The 14,814-nt window shown below is 50.3% G+C and carries 15 protein-coding genes; 12 read left to right on the top strand and 3 right to left on the bottom strand.

Features of this window, described 5'->3' with window-relative positions; all coding sequences use genetic code 11:
* Positions 1-27 precede the first annotated feature (27 nt).
* The 11 genes from ACFQ88_RS06990 to larA all read left to right on the top strand — a co-directional run bounded on the left by ACFQ88_RS06990 (position 28) and on the right by larA (position 11,612).
* Positions 28-864, top strand: a complete 837-nt coding sequence (locus ACFQ88_RS06990; protein WP_239624909.1) for a phytanoyl-CoA dioxygenase family protein — start codon at positions 28-30, stop codon at positions 862-864.
* Between the two features lie 14 nt (positions 865-878).
* The gene (locus ACFQ88_RS06985) at positions 879-1,982 is read left to right on the top strand and encodes an amidohydrolase family protein (protein ID WP_239624907.1); all 1,104 of its coding nucleotides are present in this window, start codon (positions 879-881) and stop codon (positions 1,980-1,982) included.
* Between the two features lie 14 nt (positions 1,983-1,996).
* Positions 1,997-2,404, top strand: a complete 408-nt coding sequence (locus ACFQ88_RS06980) for a Rieske (2Fe-2S) protein (RefSeq protein WP_239624905.1) — start codon at positions 1,997-1,999, stop codon at positions 2,402-2,404.
* A gap of 26 nt (positions 2,405-2,430) precedes the next feature.
* Positions 2,431-3,513 (top strand): amidohydrolase family protein, encoded by a 1,083-nt coding sequence (locus tag ACFQ88_RS06975; protein WP_239624903.1) that lies wholly within the window; start codon positions 2,431-2,433, stop codon positions 3,511-3,513.
* A gap of 32 nt (positions 3,514-3,545) precedes the next feature.
* Positions 3,546-4,577 (top strand): Ldh family oxidoreductase, encoded by a 1,032-nt coding sequence (locus tag ACFQ88_RS06970; protein ID WP_239624900.1) that lies wholly within the window; start codon positions 3,546-3,548, stop codon positions 4,575-4,577.
* Between the two features lie 20 nt (positions 4,578-4,597).
* Positions 4,598-5,893 (top strand): hypothetical protein, encoded by a 1,296-nt coding sequence (locus tag ACFQ88_RS06965; protein ID WP_379453210.1) that lies wholly within the window; start codon positions 4,598-4,600, stop codon positions 5,891-5,893.
* Positions 5,894-5,908: 15 nt separating this feature from the next.
* Positions 5,909-7,414 carry an extracellular solute-binding protein gene (locus tag ACFQ88_RS06960; protein WP_379453208.1) on the top strand — a complete coding sequence of 502 codons (1,506 nt, stop codon included), beginning with the start codon at positions 5,909-5,911 and terminating at the stop codon, positions 7,412-7,414.
* Between the two features lie 73 nt (positions 7,415-7,487).
* Positions 7,488-8,447 carry an ABC transporter permease gene (locus ACFQ88_RS06955; RefSeq protein WP_379453206.1) on the top strand — a complete coding sequence of 320 codons (960 nt, stop codon included), beginning with the start codon at positions 7,488-7,490 and terminating at the stop codon, positions 8,445-8,447.
* A gap of 19 nt (positions 8,448-8,466) precedes the next feature.
* Entirely contained in the window at positions 8,467-9,345 is an 879-nt protein-coding gene (locus ACFQ88_RS06950; RefSeq protein WP_379453204.1) for a carbohydrate ABC transporter permease, read from the top strand.
* A gap of 109 nt (positions 9,346-9,454) precedes the next feature.
* A complete protein-coding gene (locus tag ACFQ88_RS06945; RefSeq protein WP_379453202.1) occupies positions 9,455-10,333 on the top strand; it encodes an NAD(P)-dependent oxidoreductase in 879 nt (292 codons plus the stop codon).
* A gap of 13 nt (positions 10,334-10,346) precedes the next feature.
* On the top strand, positions 10,347-11,612 hold the full coding sequence (larA, locus tag ACFQ88_RS06940) for a nickel-dependent lactate racemase (protein ID WP_239624886.1): 1,266 nt from the start codon (positions 10,347-10,349) through the stop codon (positions 11,610-11,612).
* Positions 11,613-11,662: 50 nt separating this feature from the next.
* Here the strand turns inward: larA and ACFQ88_RS06935 are convergent, their stop codons facing one another.
* Positions 11,663-12,301, bottom strand: a complete 639-nt coding sequence (locus ACFQ88_RS06935; RefSeq protein WP_379453200.1) for a cysteine hydrolase family protein — start codon at positions 12,299-12,301, stop codon at positions 11,663-11,665.
* 375 nt (positions 12,302-12,676) lie between these two features.
* Positions 12,677-13,534: an SDR family NAD(P)-dependent oxidoreductase gene (locus tag ACFQ88_RS06930; protein WP_239635446.1), complete on the bottom strand. Its 858-nt coding sequence runs from the start codon at positions 13,532-13,534 to the stop codon at positions 12,677-12,679.
* 174 nt (positions 13,535-13,708) lie between these two features.
* Between ACFQ88_RS06930 and ACFQ88_RS06925 the strand changes: the two genes are divergently transcribed.
* Complete coding sequence (locus ACFQ88_RS06925; RefSeq protein WP_379453197.1) at positions 13,709-14,215, top strand: MerR family transcriptional regulator; 507 nt, start codon at positions 13,709-13,711, stop codon at positions 14,213-14,215.
* Positions 14,216-14,332: 117 nt separating this feature from the next.
* On the opposite strand, the gene ACFQ88_RS06920 is transcribed toward ACFQ88_RS06925, so the two are convergent.
* Positions 14,333-14,737 (bottom strand): CBS domain-containing protein, encoded by a 405-nt coding sequence (locus ACFQ88_RS06920; protein WP_239624879.1) that lies wholly within the window; start codon positions 14,735-14,737, stop codon positions 14,333-14,335.
* Between the last annotated feature and the right edge of the window lie 77 nt (positions 14,738-14,814).

The raw sequence follows: 14,814 nt of genomic DNA, 5'->3' as shown, positions 1-14,814 counted from the left end.
AAAAAATAGTTAATGGAGGTTGTTAGAATGAACCCATCTTGTTTGCAATACTCCCTGACAGAAGAAGAACGGAAGACATTTAACGATACCGGTTATTTGGTGCTTGAGAATGCACTGTCTCCCGAGCATATCAGTGCCCTGACGGAAGAAGTGGACCGTATATTCGCTAAGCATGTGAAGTCCGGACATGATACGACAAAGGCTCTGTTTCATCCGAATTTCATACCGGACCACAAGCTGTTCCTGGATCTGGTCGATTATGAAAAGGTGCTGCCAAAAGTATGGGGAATTTTGGGCTGGAACATTTATTTGTATCATGCTCACATGATTGTGACTCCTCCGACAGGACAGGAACCAAACGATAAAACCTTTGGTTGGCATCAGGACAGCGGGCGGATGAATATCGAGATGGAAACGGAGCCTCGTCCGCGCATGTCATTGAAGGTTGCCTACTTCCTATCGGATCTTTCCGAGCCGGGCCGTGGTAATTTCTGGATTGTGCCAAATAGCCATCTGAGCAACACGATACAGCGTCCAGAGAGCGGTTACGGCCAACCGGAGGGTGCGATTCCAGTCTGTGTGAAGCCGGGAACGGCCGTATTTTTCGACAGAAGACTGTGGCATACGGCGAGTACGAACTGGTCGGATATTACCCGAAAGGTACTTTTCTATGGCTACGGTTATCGGTGGATCCGAACAAAGGACGATATGACCGTCCAGGATTTGTGGGAGGGTGCCGATCCGATCCGACGCCAATTGCTCGGGGCCGGTACGAATTGCAACGGGTATTATACCCCGCTTCCTGAGGATGTTCCGCTTAAGGGCTGGCTGGAGCAGCATGCGCCAAATCAAGTGAGAAAATAAAGGGGGGTACCGGCATGTCCGTAAATGAAGAAGCATTAGAAGCTGACTTGAAGCCGAACCGAAAGAAGGTGAAGCCCGGCATCATCGACTGCGATCTGCATCCGATACCGAAAAGTCTGGATCAAATCCGGCAGTATATGCCGAAGTATTGGCAAGGCCGGTTTCGAGGAGGCGGCAGGGGGCTATTCTATGGCAACCCTTCACACGGACACCGGCTCGATGCTGTACCGCCGGAAGGCGGGCCAGCCGGTTCGGATCCGAATTTTGTCCGCAAGCAGCTGATTGAACCGTTCAACATCAAGAAGGCTATTCTCATCCCTCGAGAGAACAGCTGCCAATTCCCGGATCTGGATTATGGCAACGCGATCGCTTCGGCCTACAATGAATGGATCGCCGATACGTGGATCGGCCCCGATAATCCAGACGGTGTGTTCAAAACATCGATTGTAATTAACCATAGCGACCCCATTGCAGCTGCCAAGGAAATCGACCGTTGGGCGGGACATAAGCACGTTGTACAAGTGACGACGGATTCAGGGGCGAGGTTTCTGATGGGGCACCGCAATTTCCACCCCATCTTCGAGGCCTGCTGCCGGCATAACCTGCCACTCGCGCTCCACCCGGGTCTGGACGGCATCGGCATTAACATTCTTCCGTCACCCGGGAATCCAAGCCATTATATCGAGTGGCATACGTGTATGTCGTTAAGCTTCATGGCACATCTCGTCAGCCTGTTGACGGAAGGCACATTCGAGCGGTATCCGGATTTGCGGATTGTGTTAGTGGAGGGAAGCTCTACTTGGATCGTTCCGTTGATGTGGAGGCTCAATATGGAGTACAAGGCATTGCGTCACGAGATTCCATGGGTGAAAAAGCGGCCGAGCGATTATTTGCGAGATCACATCAGAGTCACCTCACAGCCTTTGGAGCGGCCGGACGACGACGAGGACCTGCTGCATATGCTGCGGATGATGGATGCGGAGCATATCATGATGTTCTCCAGTGACTACCCGCACTGGGACTTCGACAACCCGAAGCTGGCGTTTCCCAAGCTGCCGGAGAAGCTGTACAACCGGATTTTCTTTGAGAATGCCGAGCAATTTTACAACTTGGATTAAGGAGGGCCCCTTGGATGGCTAAACATGTTGTAGCGACGACAAGCGAGCTTACGGCAGGACAACGCAAAATCGTTTCCTTGGAGGGCATCTCCATCGGTGTTTTTAATGTAGGCGGCCAATATTATGCCGTCAAAAACAGCTGCCCCCATCAACAAGCACCGCTTTGCGTGGGCAGAGTTACAGGCACTACACTGCCTTCGAAGCCGGGTGAATTTCTATACGGGCGGGAAGGTGAGATTATTCGGTGTCCATGGCATGGCTGGGAGTTCGATTTGACGAACGGCCAATCCTTATTCGACCCGAATCGGTGCTGGGTTAAAACATACGAGGTGGGGGTAGAGACGCCCGATGAGCCGCCGAAGCTCGAGACGTTCCCGGTTGAAGTTGAGGAAGAACAGGTTGTTGTGTTTATTAAGCGATAGGATCATGAGCCAAGAGGTGAATTCATTTGGAGCAGCCTTTCAATAAGAAAACGAAACAGCGCAGCCGTACAACCGGCATCATCGATTGTGATGTTCATCCATATCCGAAAAATAAAGAAGAGATTCAGCGATACATGTCTCAGCCTTGGAAGGAAAGGTTCAACGGCGGAGGCAGAGGTTTTTACGGAAACCCGATTCATGGAGAAAGATTGGACTCCCGGCCGCCCGGAGGCGGACCGGGCGGCTCCGACCCCGAGTTTCTTAGAGAGCAGCATGTGAGGAAATACGGGATCGATCATTGCATTTTGCTGCCCCGGGCGTTCTGCAATCTCCACCCCGATCCGGATTTCGCTGCAGCCATCGCTGCCGCATACAATGACTGGCTGGCCGATACATGGCTCGGCAAGTACAACGAGGACGGCGTGTTCAAGGGCTCGATTACGATTGCTCACCAGGACCCGGCGGCTGCGGCGGCAGAAATCAACCGCTGGGCAGGACACCCTCACTTCGTTCAGGTGATGACGGACTCCGGAGCCCGCGCCCCTTTCGGGCAGCGCCAATATTACCCGATCTACGAGGCATGCGCCCGGCACGGCCTACCGCTTGCCATTCATCCTGGAACAGACGGAATGGGTATTAACGTTCAGCCAACGCCGGGGTACCCGACCCATTATATCGAATGGCATACCTGCTTGTCTCTCGGCTTCCAGGCGCATTTGGTCAGCTTCCTTACGGAGGGGGTGTTCGAGCGGTTTCCGGGCTTTAAGATTGTCCTCGTGGAAGGCGGAGTCTCGTGGCTGCCTGCACTGATGTGGAGGCTGGATGCCGAGTATAAAGCGCTCCGCTATGAGGTGCCTTGGCTGAAGAAAAGACCGAGCGAATACCTCCGCGACCATGTCAGAATCACATCCCAGCCGTTAGAGCGTCCCGACAACGACAAGTTTCTGCTGAACACGCTGGAAGCGATGGATGCGGAGCATATCCTCCTCTTTTCAAGCGATTATCCGCACTGGGATTTCGACTCTCCTACATTCGCGTTTCCTGCATTGCCAAAGGATCTGCGTGAAAGAATTTACTCGACAAATGCCAGGGAGCTTTATTCGCTATAATCTATCGATTGAATATTGAGGGAGGAGATCCGGTGGCTAAGGTTGGTTTAGATGAGGTGGAACGAGTAACGCTTCAGCTGCTGCATGCGTCCGGCCTACCAAAGCAGGATGCTGTAACTGTGACGGAAGTGTTCATGAGAGCAACCTACCGTGGGTTGAGTCACCATGATGTTTACGAGCTGCCCGGCAGAATCCAAGGCTTAGTTTCAGGCAAAATTAATGCCAATGCACGGATCGAGAAGCTTCAGCACTATGCGGCAATGGAAAGCTACGAGGGCGACAACGGGCTCGGGGAGCTGTGCGGCATGTTCGTGATGAAGCGTGCGCAACAGCTGGCGGACGAATACGGCATCGGCTTATGCACCGTTCGAAACACGAACCACATCCTGGCTTCGTCGCCCTACGTGGAGTCTGCGGCTGAGCAAGGGTATATCGGATACATGATTACGCGCGGAGCACCGACCATGGGTGCCCCGGGCCGAGTTGAGAAGGTCATCGGCACAAGCCCGATGGGGTATGCCGTTCCTACGGATAAAGGCTACCCGTTGATGTTCGATGCGTGTATTGCATACGCCTCCAACGGAGTATTGAAGGAGAAGGCAATGCTTGGCGAAGCGGTCCCGGCATACTGGGGACTCGATGTCGATGGTATTCCTACCTCCAATCCTGCAGAGATATCCAAAGGAACCCGTCAGCCGATAGGCGGTCATAAAGGTTTCGGACTCACGATATTCGGTGAAATCATTACCGGTCTTCTGTCCGAAGGGCAGCTCATCGACGAGCCGCAGCCGGGAACAGGCGCCATCGGCCAGCCATCGCATACAGCGATTTGTATTAAGGCGGACGCGCTGATCGGAGAAGAGCAACTTAGAGGCAGAGCTACGGAGATGATCGACCGGATGCTGGCAAGAGCCCCCGGTTTGCACATACCAGGTCAGCGCTCGGCGGCAAGCAAGGAGAGGATGATAAGCGAAGGGGCGATTGAGCTTACGGAGCAGCTTGTCGCGAAGCTGAACGAATGGTGCGCTCAGCTTCAGGTAGCCCCGTTGATGCAAGCAAATTAGAATTACAGGAGGCCAACTATATGTATATTAAAGAAATGGCAGCCAGCTTATATCCATGGGATCTTCACGATGAGGGTGTGGAAACCTGCGTAGATAATTTAGTGGAGCACACCAATGTGAACAGTGTGTATTTGGTCGGCATCATGCACAAGGAGAAACGTCCTCTGCGCGGGCTGTATTATCCGCACAATCCGAAACGGAAATTTTATCTGCCCGAAGACAGCCGGGTGTATTACCGGATGGATGAAGCGAATTTCAAGAACACACCGCTCAAGCCGATCTACAGCTCGGTCGACTGGCTGAAGGATACCGATTGGCTCGATCAGCTGATAACGACGGCCAGACAAAGGGGACTGAAAGTAGGCTGTGAAATATCGCATACGATTTACGATGCCAAGCGGGCGCTCTCCGAGTTTCCCCAGCTTCTGCAGCGGAATGTCAAGGGAGCGCCGATCAGCGCCGGCAAGCTGCTATGTCCCAATCATGAGCACGTTCAGGAATATATTGTGGCACTGTTCTATGATACCGTGAAAAACCACGACATTGATTTTATTCAAAGCTGTCTGATCTTGTTTCATCAGGGGGGCCGGCTCAAAACAGAGAACCATGGAATCAGTGATGAGAAGGAGCTGGATATTCTGCTTGCCGTGCTGGAAGGCGGCTGCTTCTGCGCCAGCTGCAGAACGAAAGCGATCGAGATGGGGTACGACTGGGATCGGATCGCGTCCGACTTGAACCGACTCTATGACGTGGCTAAACAAGCGGAGTTAGCCGACATTTTGGAGAAGAAGCTGCTGGATGACGGGAATTTGACAGGAACGGGCTTTCTGATGGAGAATCCGTCCCTGTATCAGTGGCTTGAATTCAGGGAGAAGAGCATTACCGCTTTATTCAAGCGGATCTATGAGGGGATCAAGAGGGCGAATCCGCGGACGGAATTCCGTTACAATACGTACTTGAAGTATACGGAAATGGCTGGTCTCAGCTTCTCCGCCATTAAAGATTATGTGGATTCGATCCGCGAATCGGATTATGCGGAGCAGCGCGGGGAGATGCGCCATCTGCAAGGCAAGCTGCAGAAGCTTCATAAAATTCGCAGAGGCATAGGCTATGACAAAGATTTGATTGCTGCCGTCGATGTCAGGCCGAACGATTACGGCGGTTCCAATGAAGATATTCTCCGCGCCAGCGTTAAGATGCTCGGCTCGTTAGGGATCGACGGCATTTCTCTTGGACATTATGACGATGCGACGTTCTCCAGGCTGAAGGCGGTCAGAGACGGGATGGCGGACGGGGAAATCTTCTTACTTAAATAAAAAGGGGATGTTGGCATGAAAAGGAGAGGTTTCAGTTCCATAGCTGCTTTGGTCGCATGTGCGATGTCATTATCCGTGATTGCTGCTTGCACCGGCTCCGAGACTCAAGCTCCTTCGACGGGGGACGGCAATCCGACGGCGGGAGACAACAAGCCTTTCAAGTACAGCACGATGGTCTCTACCTTCGCGGAAGTGCCGGATATGAAAAACCAATTTTGGACACGCTTTCAAAAGGAGAACAATCTCGAGATGGAAGTACAGTGGATTCCCGATCCCGAGTTTCAGACCAAATTAAACCTGGCGATGGCGACAGGCGAGCTTCCGGACGTCGTATCGGCTCAAAACCCGCATGATATCAATAATATTAACGCGATCGAGAAAGGGCTATTCTGGGATTTGGGTCCGTTCCTCGGCGATCTCAGCAAATATCCGAACCTGAAGAAAAACATTCCTGAAGTAGCCTGGAAATATTCCAAATATAAAGGAACGTACTATTTTATTCCAAGAGCCCGCTCGCAAATCAATACAGGGTTTCTTATCCGCAAGGACTTACTTGATGAAGCGGGTGTTCCGGTACCGCAAACTACGGATGAGCTGCATGCTGCCCTGAAGGCGGTGAAAGCAAAGGATACCAGCGGCAAGCTGATCGGGACGCTGTTTATGGAATCGATGGCTTCTGCCTTCGGCTCGTTCAAGCCGCAGTACAACAGTGAGGGCGGGTTATACCGGAATGTGCTAACCGATGCTTACACAAACATGGTCGAGTGGTACAGCAAATTGTATAAGGACGGCTTAATGACCCCTGAGTTTTCCACGATAAAGGGAGCAGAGCCTGACAACTTCTTCTCCAGCGGAAGAACCGTCTTCCACACGAAAAACTACTGGCATCAATACCGGATGGAGCAGGAAAATAAAAAGCTGAAGCCGAACGCCAAGGTGGAGATCGTTGCTTATCTTAAAGGGCCAGGCGGCAACGCCAACTATTTGGAGCCGGGCTTTACAGGCGGCTTGTTCATTCCAAAGAAGGTACCTGAGGAGCGCGTAAGGAAGCTTCTCGAGGTGTTTAACATGGCGGCAAGCGATGCCAACTCGCATGCTTTGTTCTACGGCTACGAGGGAACTCATCATAAAGTCGAGAACGGCAAATATATTATGAGTGACATCGGGTTGAAGGAAATTCAAAGCTTTACGAACGATCCGTTCACGATCAAACGCAATGAGTGGGATAAGGTGGATAGTCCGCTTGCCCCGATTGAAGTCGATTTGGCTAACCGCGAGAAGGTCAAAGTGACTTATACCGCTTTAACGGTCGATCCGTTCCGAATTATCCGTTCCGCCACCTGGTCCGCCGAATGGACGAAGCATGTGGATGAATTTGAGAAAAAACGAACCGAGGCGATCATGGGCAGAATCTCCATGGATGACTACAAGAAGTACATCGAAGGCTTGAGGAATAATCCAGGGCTCAAGAAAGCGTTCGTGGAGCTTGCCGCCAGCTACAAGGAATATTTCGGCAACTGAGGATAGGAGAAGGGCGGACGACGGAGATGCTTCGTCGTCCCTTTTTCCTCAAGGTTGGAAGGAGTTTGATTGGATGAAAACAGAAGAAATCAGTTTAAAAAAACATTCCTCCAAGCTTCACACCGGCTTTCAATCGTTATGGAAGGACTATGTGAAATACCGGTATATGTATTTGCTCGTCATACCGGGCTTCTTATATTTCCTAGTATTTAAGCTGATTCCGATGTGGGGACTGCTGCTTGCCTTTAAAGATTATCATCCTATGCTTGGCTTCAGCGGCAGCCAATGGGTCGGTATGAAGCATTTCACCGACATGTTCTCCGACGGCCATTTCTACCTGATGCTGCGAAATACACTTCTCATTAACATTTTTGGCCTGGTATTTTTCTTCCCGCTGCCGATCATCCTGGCCATTATGCTTAACGAGGTTCGCCACGAGTTGTTCAAGAGAATTAACCAGTCTCTTGTTTACATGCCGCACTTTTTATCATGGGTTGTCATTGCCAGCATCACTTTCTTCATGCTGTCTGTAGATATCGGTTTGGTTAACAAGCTGATCCGGGTTCTAGGTTTAGAGCCGGTTTCCTTTTTGAACGAAAGCCGGTTTTTCTGGGGAATGCTCACGGTCCAAAGCATATGGAAGGATGCCGGGTGGGGGACCATTATTTTCTTGGCCGCTATTGCCGGGGTCAATCCCGAGCGGTATGAAGCAGCCGTCGTCGACGGTGCGAACCGTTTCAGGCAAATCTGGCATGTTACGCTGCCGGCGATCCGTCCGACCATTGTCATTTTGCTCATCCTTCGGTTGGGACATATGACCGATGTCAACTTCGAACAGGTACTGCTTATGATGAACCCGCTTGTCCGCGATGTGGCGGATGTTTTCGATACGTACGTGTATAATCAGGGGATCCTGCGAGGCATGTACAGCGTCGGGGTCACGGTCGGCTTGTTCAAAGGGTTCGTCGGGCTTGCGCTTGTGATGATATCCAATTATTTCGTCAAACGCATGGGCCACGAAGGTATTTACTAAGGAAGCGGGGGAATTCACATTGAGCTTTGTTCAGCAAAAAAAAATGACTTTGTTCGATATCGTTAATTATACATTGCTGACCATGATTTCGCTTTGCTGCATATTTCCGTTTCTTTATATCATTAGCGTTTCTTTGACACATTTTTCCGTTTATGTTCCATATGAGTTTCATTTATTGCCTGAAAAGTGGTCGTTAGGTGCGTATTCGTATATTTTGCAGTCCAACAGCTTCATGAGCGCGTTGCAAAGCACACTGTTCATTACGGTAGTCGGGACCGTTCTCAACCTGGCGTTTACGTTTACGATGGCCTATGGGCTGACGGAAAAAAAATTACCCCACCGGCGGTGGATCTACGGACTTGTGGTGTTCTCGCTTGTATTTAGCGCCGGCATTATTCCAACGTTCCTGCTCGTGAAGGAGCTTGGTTTAATGAATTCGTACTGGTCTTTAATTATTCCCTCTCTCACGAATGCATGGAGTCTCATCGTAGTTAAGAGCTTCATGGATTCTTTGCCAATCGAGGTGATTGAATCGGCCAAAATCGATGGCTGCAACGATCTGGGCGTGTTTTGGAAAATCGTGATTCCGTTAAGTATGCCGGCACTAGCCGCCTTCGTGCTGTTTTTTGCGGTGGCTCACTGGAATACGTATTTTAACGCGCTGATGTTTCTAACCGATTCCAAGAAGTGGACGCTCCAGGTTCTTGTAAAATCACTCGTGTTGGACAACAGCGCTACGGTTGCGGGGATGGAGTCGTCGATCGGAGATTCAACGCCGCCCTCGGAAACGGTACGCTCGGCTTCGATCATTTTAGCGATTCTGCCCATCTTAGTAGTGTATCCGTTCCTGCAGAAACATTTCGCTAAAGGGGTTATGCTCGGTTCGGTAAAAGGCTAGAATAGTTGGAGGTAACACTAAGGGGCTGTCCCAAACGGTCTAAAAGACTAGAGGAATATCCCCTTTTTCTGTAAGAACAATGGTGAATGAGTCAAGGAGGCATGTAAGTATGAGAACTATTCAACAAGGGGCGTCCATCGGGTTTATCGGTACGGGCGTCATGGGAACAAGCATGGTGAAGAACTTGATCCGTGCCGGATATAAGGTGCATGTTTACAGCCGCACGAAGGCTAGAACGGATGATCTTGTAGGGTTGGGCGCCTTATGGCAGAACTCCCCGGCCGAATTAGCCCGAACGGTTGATGTAGTCATTTCGATGGTCGGGTATCCTCATGATGTGGAAGAGGTGTATTTAAGCGAGCGCGGAGTGCTGCAAAACGCCAAGCCCGGTACCTATCTGGTGGATATGACGACCTCCAGTCCAACTCTTGCCAAACGGATCGAACATGAGGCGAAGCTTAAGCATTGTCATTCGCTGGATGCCCCGGTTTCCGGTGGCGATGTCGGTGCGCGGGATGCCAAGCTATCCATTATGGTCGGCGGCGAGGCGGATGTGTTCGATGCCGTAATGCCGGTTTTTCAAGCGCTCGGTACGAATATCGTTTATCAGGGCATGGCAGGTGCAGGGCAGCATACGAAGATGTGCAATCAAATTGCCATTGCATCCAACATGATGGGTGTCTGTGAAGCACTGGCATACGCCAAGAAGGCAGGGCTTGATCAGTCGACAGTGCTGAAAAGCATTGAATCCGGCGCCGCGGGAAGCTGGTCGCTCAGTAATCTGGGACCTAGAATCATCGCAGGCCACTTTGGGCCGGGGTTTTATATAAAGCACTTCATTAAGGATATGGGAATCGCGTTACAAGCTGCGGAGGAGATGGGGCTGGACATCTACGGCCTTAAGCAAGCAAAGGAACTGTATGAGCGACTCGCGGAGCTTGGAGAAGAGAATAGCGGCACTCAGGCCCTTTATAAAATCTACAATTAAGCGGTGATGTTGGATGGAAGCTTTCTTGCAGTATGGAAAAGGAGCCTTGCGGATTGAGGTACCGGATCATTCGACGATCATCGAGCCGCGGCATACGGACGGTCTGGCAAACGAGAAAGAGGCGGTCAAGGGGGCGTTGCGCCAGCCGATTGGCCTCCCCCCGCTCAAGAGCATGGTCAAGTCGACAGACAAAGTGGCGATTGTCATAAGCGATATTACCCGTCCTACACCCAACCATAAACTGATCCCGTGGCTGCTTGAGGAGCTGGAGCACGTCCCATGCGGGCAATTCGTCATCATTAACGGCACCGGAACACACCGGGATCAAACACGGGACGAATTTGTACAAATGCTGGGCGAGGACGTGGTTAGCCGCATTCGGATCATCAATCACCACTGCCATAATCCGGGGGAGTTGACTTGGGTCGGCAAAAGCTGCTTGGGGTGTGACGTTTATTTAAACAAGGAATATGTGGAAGCCGACTTCCGGATTGTGACCGGATTTATCGAGCCGCATTTCTTCGCCGGATTTTCGGGCGGGCCGAAGGGGATTATGCCCGGAATCGCAGGCATTGAAACGATACTTACCTTCCATAATGCCAGAATGATCGGGGATCCGCTCTCCACCTGGGGGAACCTTCAGCGGAATCCACTGCAGGAAATGGCCGGGGAAGTCAACCGGATGTGCAAGCCCGATTTTATGCTGAACGTGACCCTAAACGGCGCAAAGGAAATAACACAAGTATTTGCCGGGGAGCTGTTTGAGAGTCATAGGCAGGGCTGCACCTTTGCGAAAGAGCATGCCATGGTTCCCGTTCACGAGCGGTTTGATGTGGTAATCACGTCCAATTCGGGATACCCGCTGGATCAAAATCTGTATCAAGCTGTGAAGGGCATGAGCGCGGCGCATAAAATCGTGAAGCAGGGCGGAAGCATTCTATGCGCTTCGGAATGCTCGGACGGGATTCCGAGCCATGGGAACTATGCCGAGATTTTGCAAATGAGAAGCAGTCCGCAGGAGATCCTGGAATTGATCCACGACCCCGCTTTCCTAAAATTCGATCAATGGCAGGTACAAAAGCAAGCCGTGATTCAAATGTGGGCGAATGTTTATGTATATTCCTCCCTTCCGGCTCAAGACATCGAGAAAATGATGCTGAAGCCGATGGACGACATCAGTTCGAAGCTAAGGGAGCTGAGGAACACGTATGGCGAACAAATGACTGTGGCCGTGCTCCCTCTAGGTCCACTAACCATTCCTTATGTAAAGGATGAATAACTTGTACTGAAACCCGGCCTAAGATGCAGACCGGGCAAACCATCAACCGTTTAGGTAATAAGTTGGGGAGAATGAGGCGCTTGCAGCCGCCAAAAGGAAACAACCTGTTCCGTATCTGTTACCATTCCGAAATAGGTGTCTACGGTTTTTAAGCTCATATCGTGTTCTTCTTGCGAAAAAGCCGCGCAAGCATCGCTCATGAGGACAATCCGATAATCCAGCATAAACCCCTGCCTGGCGGTTGATTCCACGCAAAGATTTGTGCTGACACCCGTTATAATTAAGGTTTCGATTTTAAGAGTTTGCAATACGGACTCCAGTCTAGTATGTACGAACCCGCTGTAACGATGCTTCTTCACGATGATGTCGTCATGCTGCGGCGCAACTTCGTAAAATTCCGCTCCCCAGCTGCCCGTGTGGCAAATTGGGTTAACGCCGTCTGGAAAGCGGGAAAGCCAAACCTCGGAATCGGTAGACTTCTCATGATTCGTCTGCAGGAAAATGATTGGAACCGAGTACGCTTTTGCCGCATCCAACAAGCTGCGCAATCTCGGTATTATTTTATTGACCGCGCTGACATCGATCCCACTTTTGGCAATCGCTCCATCTGGATGGCAATAATCGTTTTGCATATCCACAACGATGACAGCTGCGTTTTTCTGTTCCAGGTTCTGTTTTAATTTTTCCAACTTTTTCGCCCTCCTTAATCATGGTTATTATTCCAATTCTATGCCTAATTATTCCAGCAATCGCAACTGGTTTGTTAAAACCAGTTAAGGGTTTCACACAGGCTTCTGGAGTGCGAAAGCCGCGGCGAAGTCCGAGCGGTCTGGCCGCGACTGCGCTGTTTATGTAGAGAACTCTGCAATATATGGGCAATAACGGCTTCGGCCTGGCCGTTGAGACGGTCCTGTCGCCGGATAATGCTGTTCTTCACCTTCTTATTCGTTGAAGAGCATACAGTTAACCTTCTGGGAGCGATTAGGCAACACGCTAACGGATAAGATCGTTCAATAATGTTACGACGCAGCCGGTCAATAGGATCGGCTGCTTTAGCCGTCATTTTAAACATTACGTTTCAAAAATTCATGTTCATAGATCGCTTGAATTCTTTCCAAAACGTTCCGCGCCTGGTTATTAAATTTTAATTCCGCAACCTGACCTTTCAGCAAATACACCCCAGTCTTATTCCGGTGTTCACCGAGAGCCCCTTCATACAGATTGTTGGCGCCGTGACTAGGTGGTGAAAAAAATAGCTTCATTAACACTTTAACCAAAAGGGGCAGTCCGGATTGTTTCCCTTTTCTTAGCGTATTGTTGCTGCCTGGGTCAACGCTGCGGATCTTAATGTCGTCCTTGGCAAGCTGAGAAGCGATGGCCTGAGTCCACAGTGAAAGAGCTAGCTTTGAGGTTGCGTAAGGACCAAGCAGCTTGCGGAAGGTTTTGGGACGTTCCAGGATATCGATAGTAAACTCTTTTGTAAATTTAAGCGCTGAAGATGAGGTATTGATCACCGTTTTTAAGGCACCGATTTTTAGAAGTTCCTTCAACTCCATCAGAATAATATACGGAACGACCGTCAACAGCTCATAATGCTTCTCGCGTCCTTGTTTCGAATAGCTCAGCTTGGGAAAGGACCCTCCGGCGTTATTGAACAAAATATCGATCCGCTGCTCCTTGCTTTTGATCTCTTCCAGAGTACGCCTCAAGCTGGCATAATCAGCAAGATCATCTGTTTTATAAATTCGAAGCGATCCAGTCTTGACCGCATTTTGGATGTTCAGATCGTCCACTGGAAAGTCGGAACGGTTCAAAGCAACCACCTGCCAATCCTCCGACAGCATTTTCCGGGTTAATTCCAACCCAATCCCCGCGCTTGCACCTGTAATCAATGCGATATGTTCATGTGGGTTCCTGTTCATTGTGCATCCCCTCCTGATATCGTGATATTTGCTCTGATAGCGCACATTCTATAACTTGAAGTCGACTCCAAGTCAAGGCGCTAAAACAAAGTTTTTTCTAAGGATAGGAGACTTGACTTGGAGCCAGCTCCAAGATGTATAATGCACAAAAAACGATCTCCGGGAGGGAACAGGATGAAGGAAGAGCAAACCTTTACGATAAAGCAAACCGCCGAACAAACCGGAATTACTGAGGATACGATCCGTTATTACGAAAAGATCGCGCTGCTGCCTCGTGCAGAGCGGAAGGACAATGGGCACCGCATCTACCGGCAGGAGGATATCAATACGATCCGGCTGATAGCATGCCTGAAAAAAACGGGGATGCCGCTAGAAGAAATGCGGCCCTTTTTGGGGGTCTCCGCCGATACCGATCCCGCGGAATATCCCGAACTGGTGGAACTCTTAAGAAGCCACCGGAAAAATATGGTGAGCCAAATCGCTTCGCTGCAACAGATCGTCGATTTTATCGACATGAAGCTGGAGGAGGGGAAATACCGACGGGACTGCTCGGACGAAGGTCTAGACAGCTTATCAGAGAAAAGAGTGGGAGAACCGAAACCAAAGCCCGTTTCACCGGTTGAGATGAGTTATTTTTCCGTATCGGCCAAAGCGGGTAAATCACCTGCCTCCTTAAGATAAGCTCGTAGTAAGCGGTAACTTTCTCGCACGAACTGCAGCAGTCCGTTGAGATCACTCGTTTTAAGATCAAAGAGAAGGCTGTCAGCGAACGGCAGCCTTCATGATACACAAGATCAACTAATCAGTAATATTTCGGGTATAGTATTCGATGATATCTTTACGGCGAATGATTCCGAGGAAGACGCGGTCGGCGTCTACTACTGGAACGAAGTTCTGATCGGCCGCCAACGCCAGCATATCGTCCAAATCGGCGTTGATCTCGACGCATTCGACTTTCATCCGTTTTTTGATAGAGACGACAGGAATTTCGTGCATCGTATCGAAGCCGAGGCCGGGTGTGGCTTTCAGTTTCCATAATAAATCTCCCTCAGATAGCGTTCCGAAATATAAGCCATTGTCGTCCAATATCGGAATGGCCGTATAGTTGCTCGCCTCCAATTTATCCATGGCTTCTTTCATATTTGAGGATGTCATGAGGTAAGAGACCTCGCTCTTAGGATATAGAAACGATTTGATGTCCATTGAATCACGCTCCTTTGGTATATTAAAGCATATTTCGTCACGGAGCGCATGTGGAAGTGAGTGGGGCATGCCTAGAA

This window comes from Paenibacillus sp. NPDC056579, from assembly GCF_042793215.1.
Taxonomy (GTDB): Bacteria; Bacillota; Bacilli; order Paenibacillales; family NBRC-103111; genus Paenibacillus_S.
Note: the sequence above shows the minus strand (reverse complement) of the source record. Positions and strands in the feature narration are given on the sequence as shown.

Bases quoted from the DNA above. Each gene is read 5' to 3' on its own strand.
- ACFQ88_RS06985 (WP_239624907.1), top strand. From the start codon at position 879: ATGTCCGTAAATGAAGAAGCATTAGAAGCTGACTTGAAGCCGAACCGA.
- ACFQ88_RS06990 (WP_239624909.1), top strand. From the start codon at position 28: ATGAACCCATCTTGTTTGCAATACTCCCTGACAGAAGAAGAACGGAAG.
- ACFQ88_RS06965 (WP_379453210.1), top strand. From the start codon at position 4,598: ATGTATATTAAAGAAATGGCAGCCAGCTTATATCCATGGGATCTTCAC.
- ACFQ88_RS06920 (WP_239624879.1), bottom strand. From the start codon at position 14,737: ATGGACATCAAATCGTTTCTATATCCTAAGAGCGAGGTCTCTTACCTC.
- ACFQ88_RS06925 (WP_379453197.1), top strand. From the start codon at position 13,709: ATGAAGGAAGAGCAAACCTTTACGATAAAGCAAACCGCCGAACAAACC.
- ACFQ88_RS06930 (WP_239635446.1), bottom strand. From the start codon at position 13,534: ATGAACAGGAACCCACATGAACATATCGCATTGATTACAGGTGCAAGC.
- ACFQ88_RS06945 (WP_379453202.1), top strand. From the start codon at position 9,455: ATGAGAACTATTCAACAAGGGGCGTCCATCGGGTTTATCGGTACGGGC.
- ACFQ88_RS06955 (WP_379453206.1), top strand. From the start codon at position 7,488: ATGAAAACAGAAGAAATCAGTTTAAAAAAACATTCCTCCAAGCTTCAC.
- ACFQ88_RS06980 (WP_239624905.1), top strand. From the start codon at position 1,997: ATGGCTAAACATGTTGTAGCGACGACAAGCGAGCTTACGGCAGGACAA.
- larA (WP_239624886.1), top strand. From the start codon at position 10,347: ATGGAAGCTTTCTTGCAGTATGGAAAAGGAGCCTTGCGGATTGAGGTA.
- ACFQ88_RS06960 (WP_379453208.1), top strand. From the start codon at position 5,909: ATGAAAAGGAGAGGTTTCAGTTCCATAGCTGCTTTGGTCGCATGTGCG.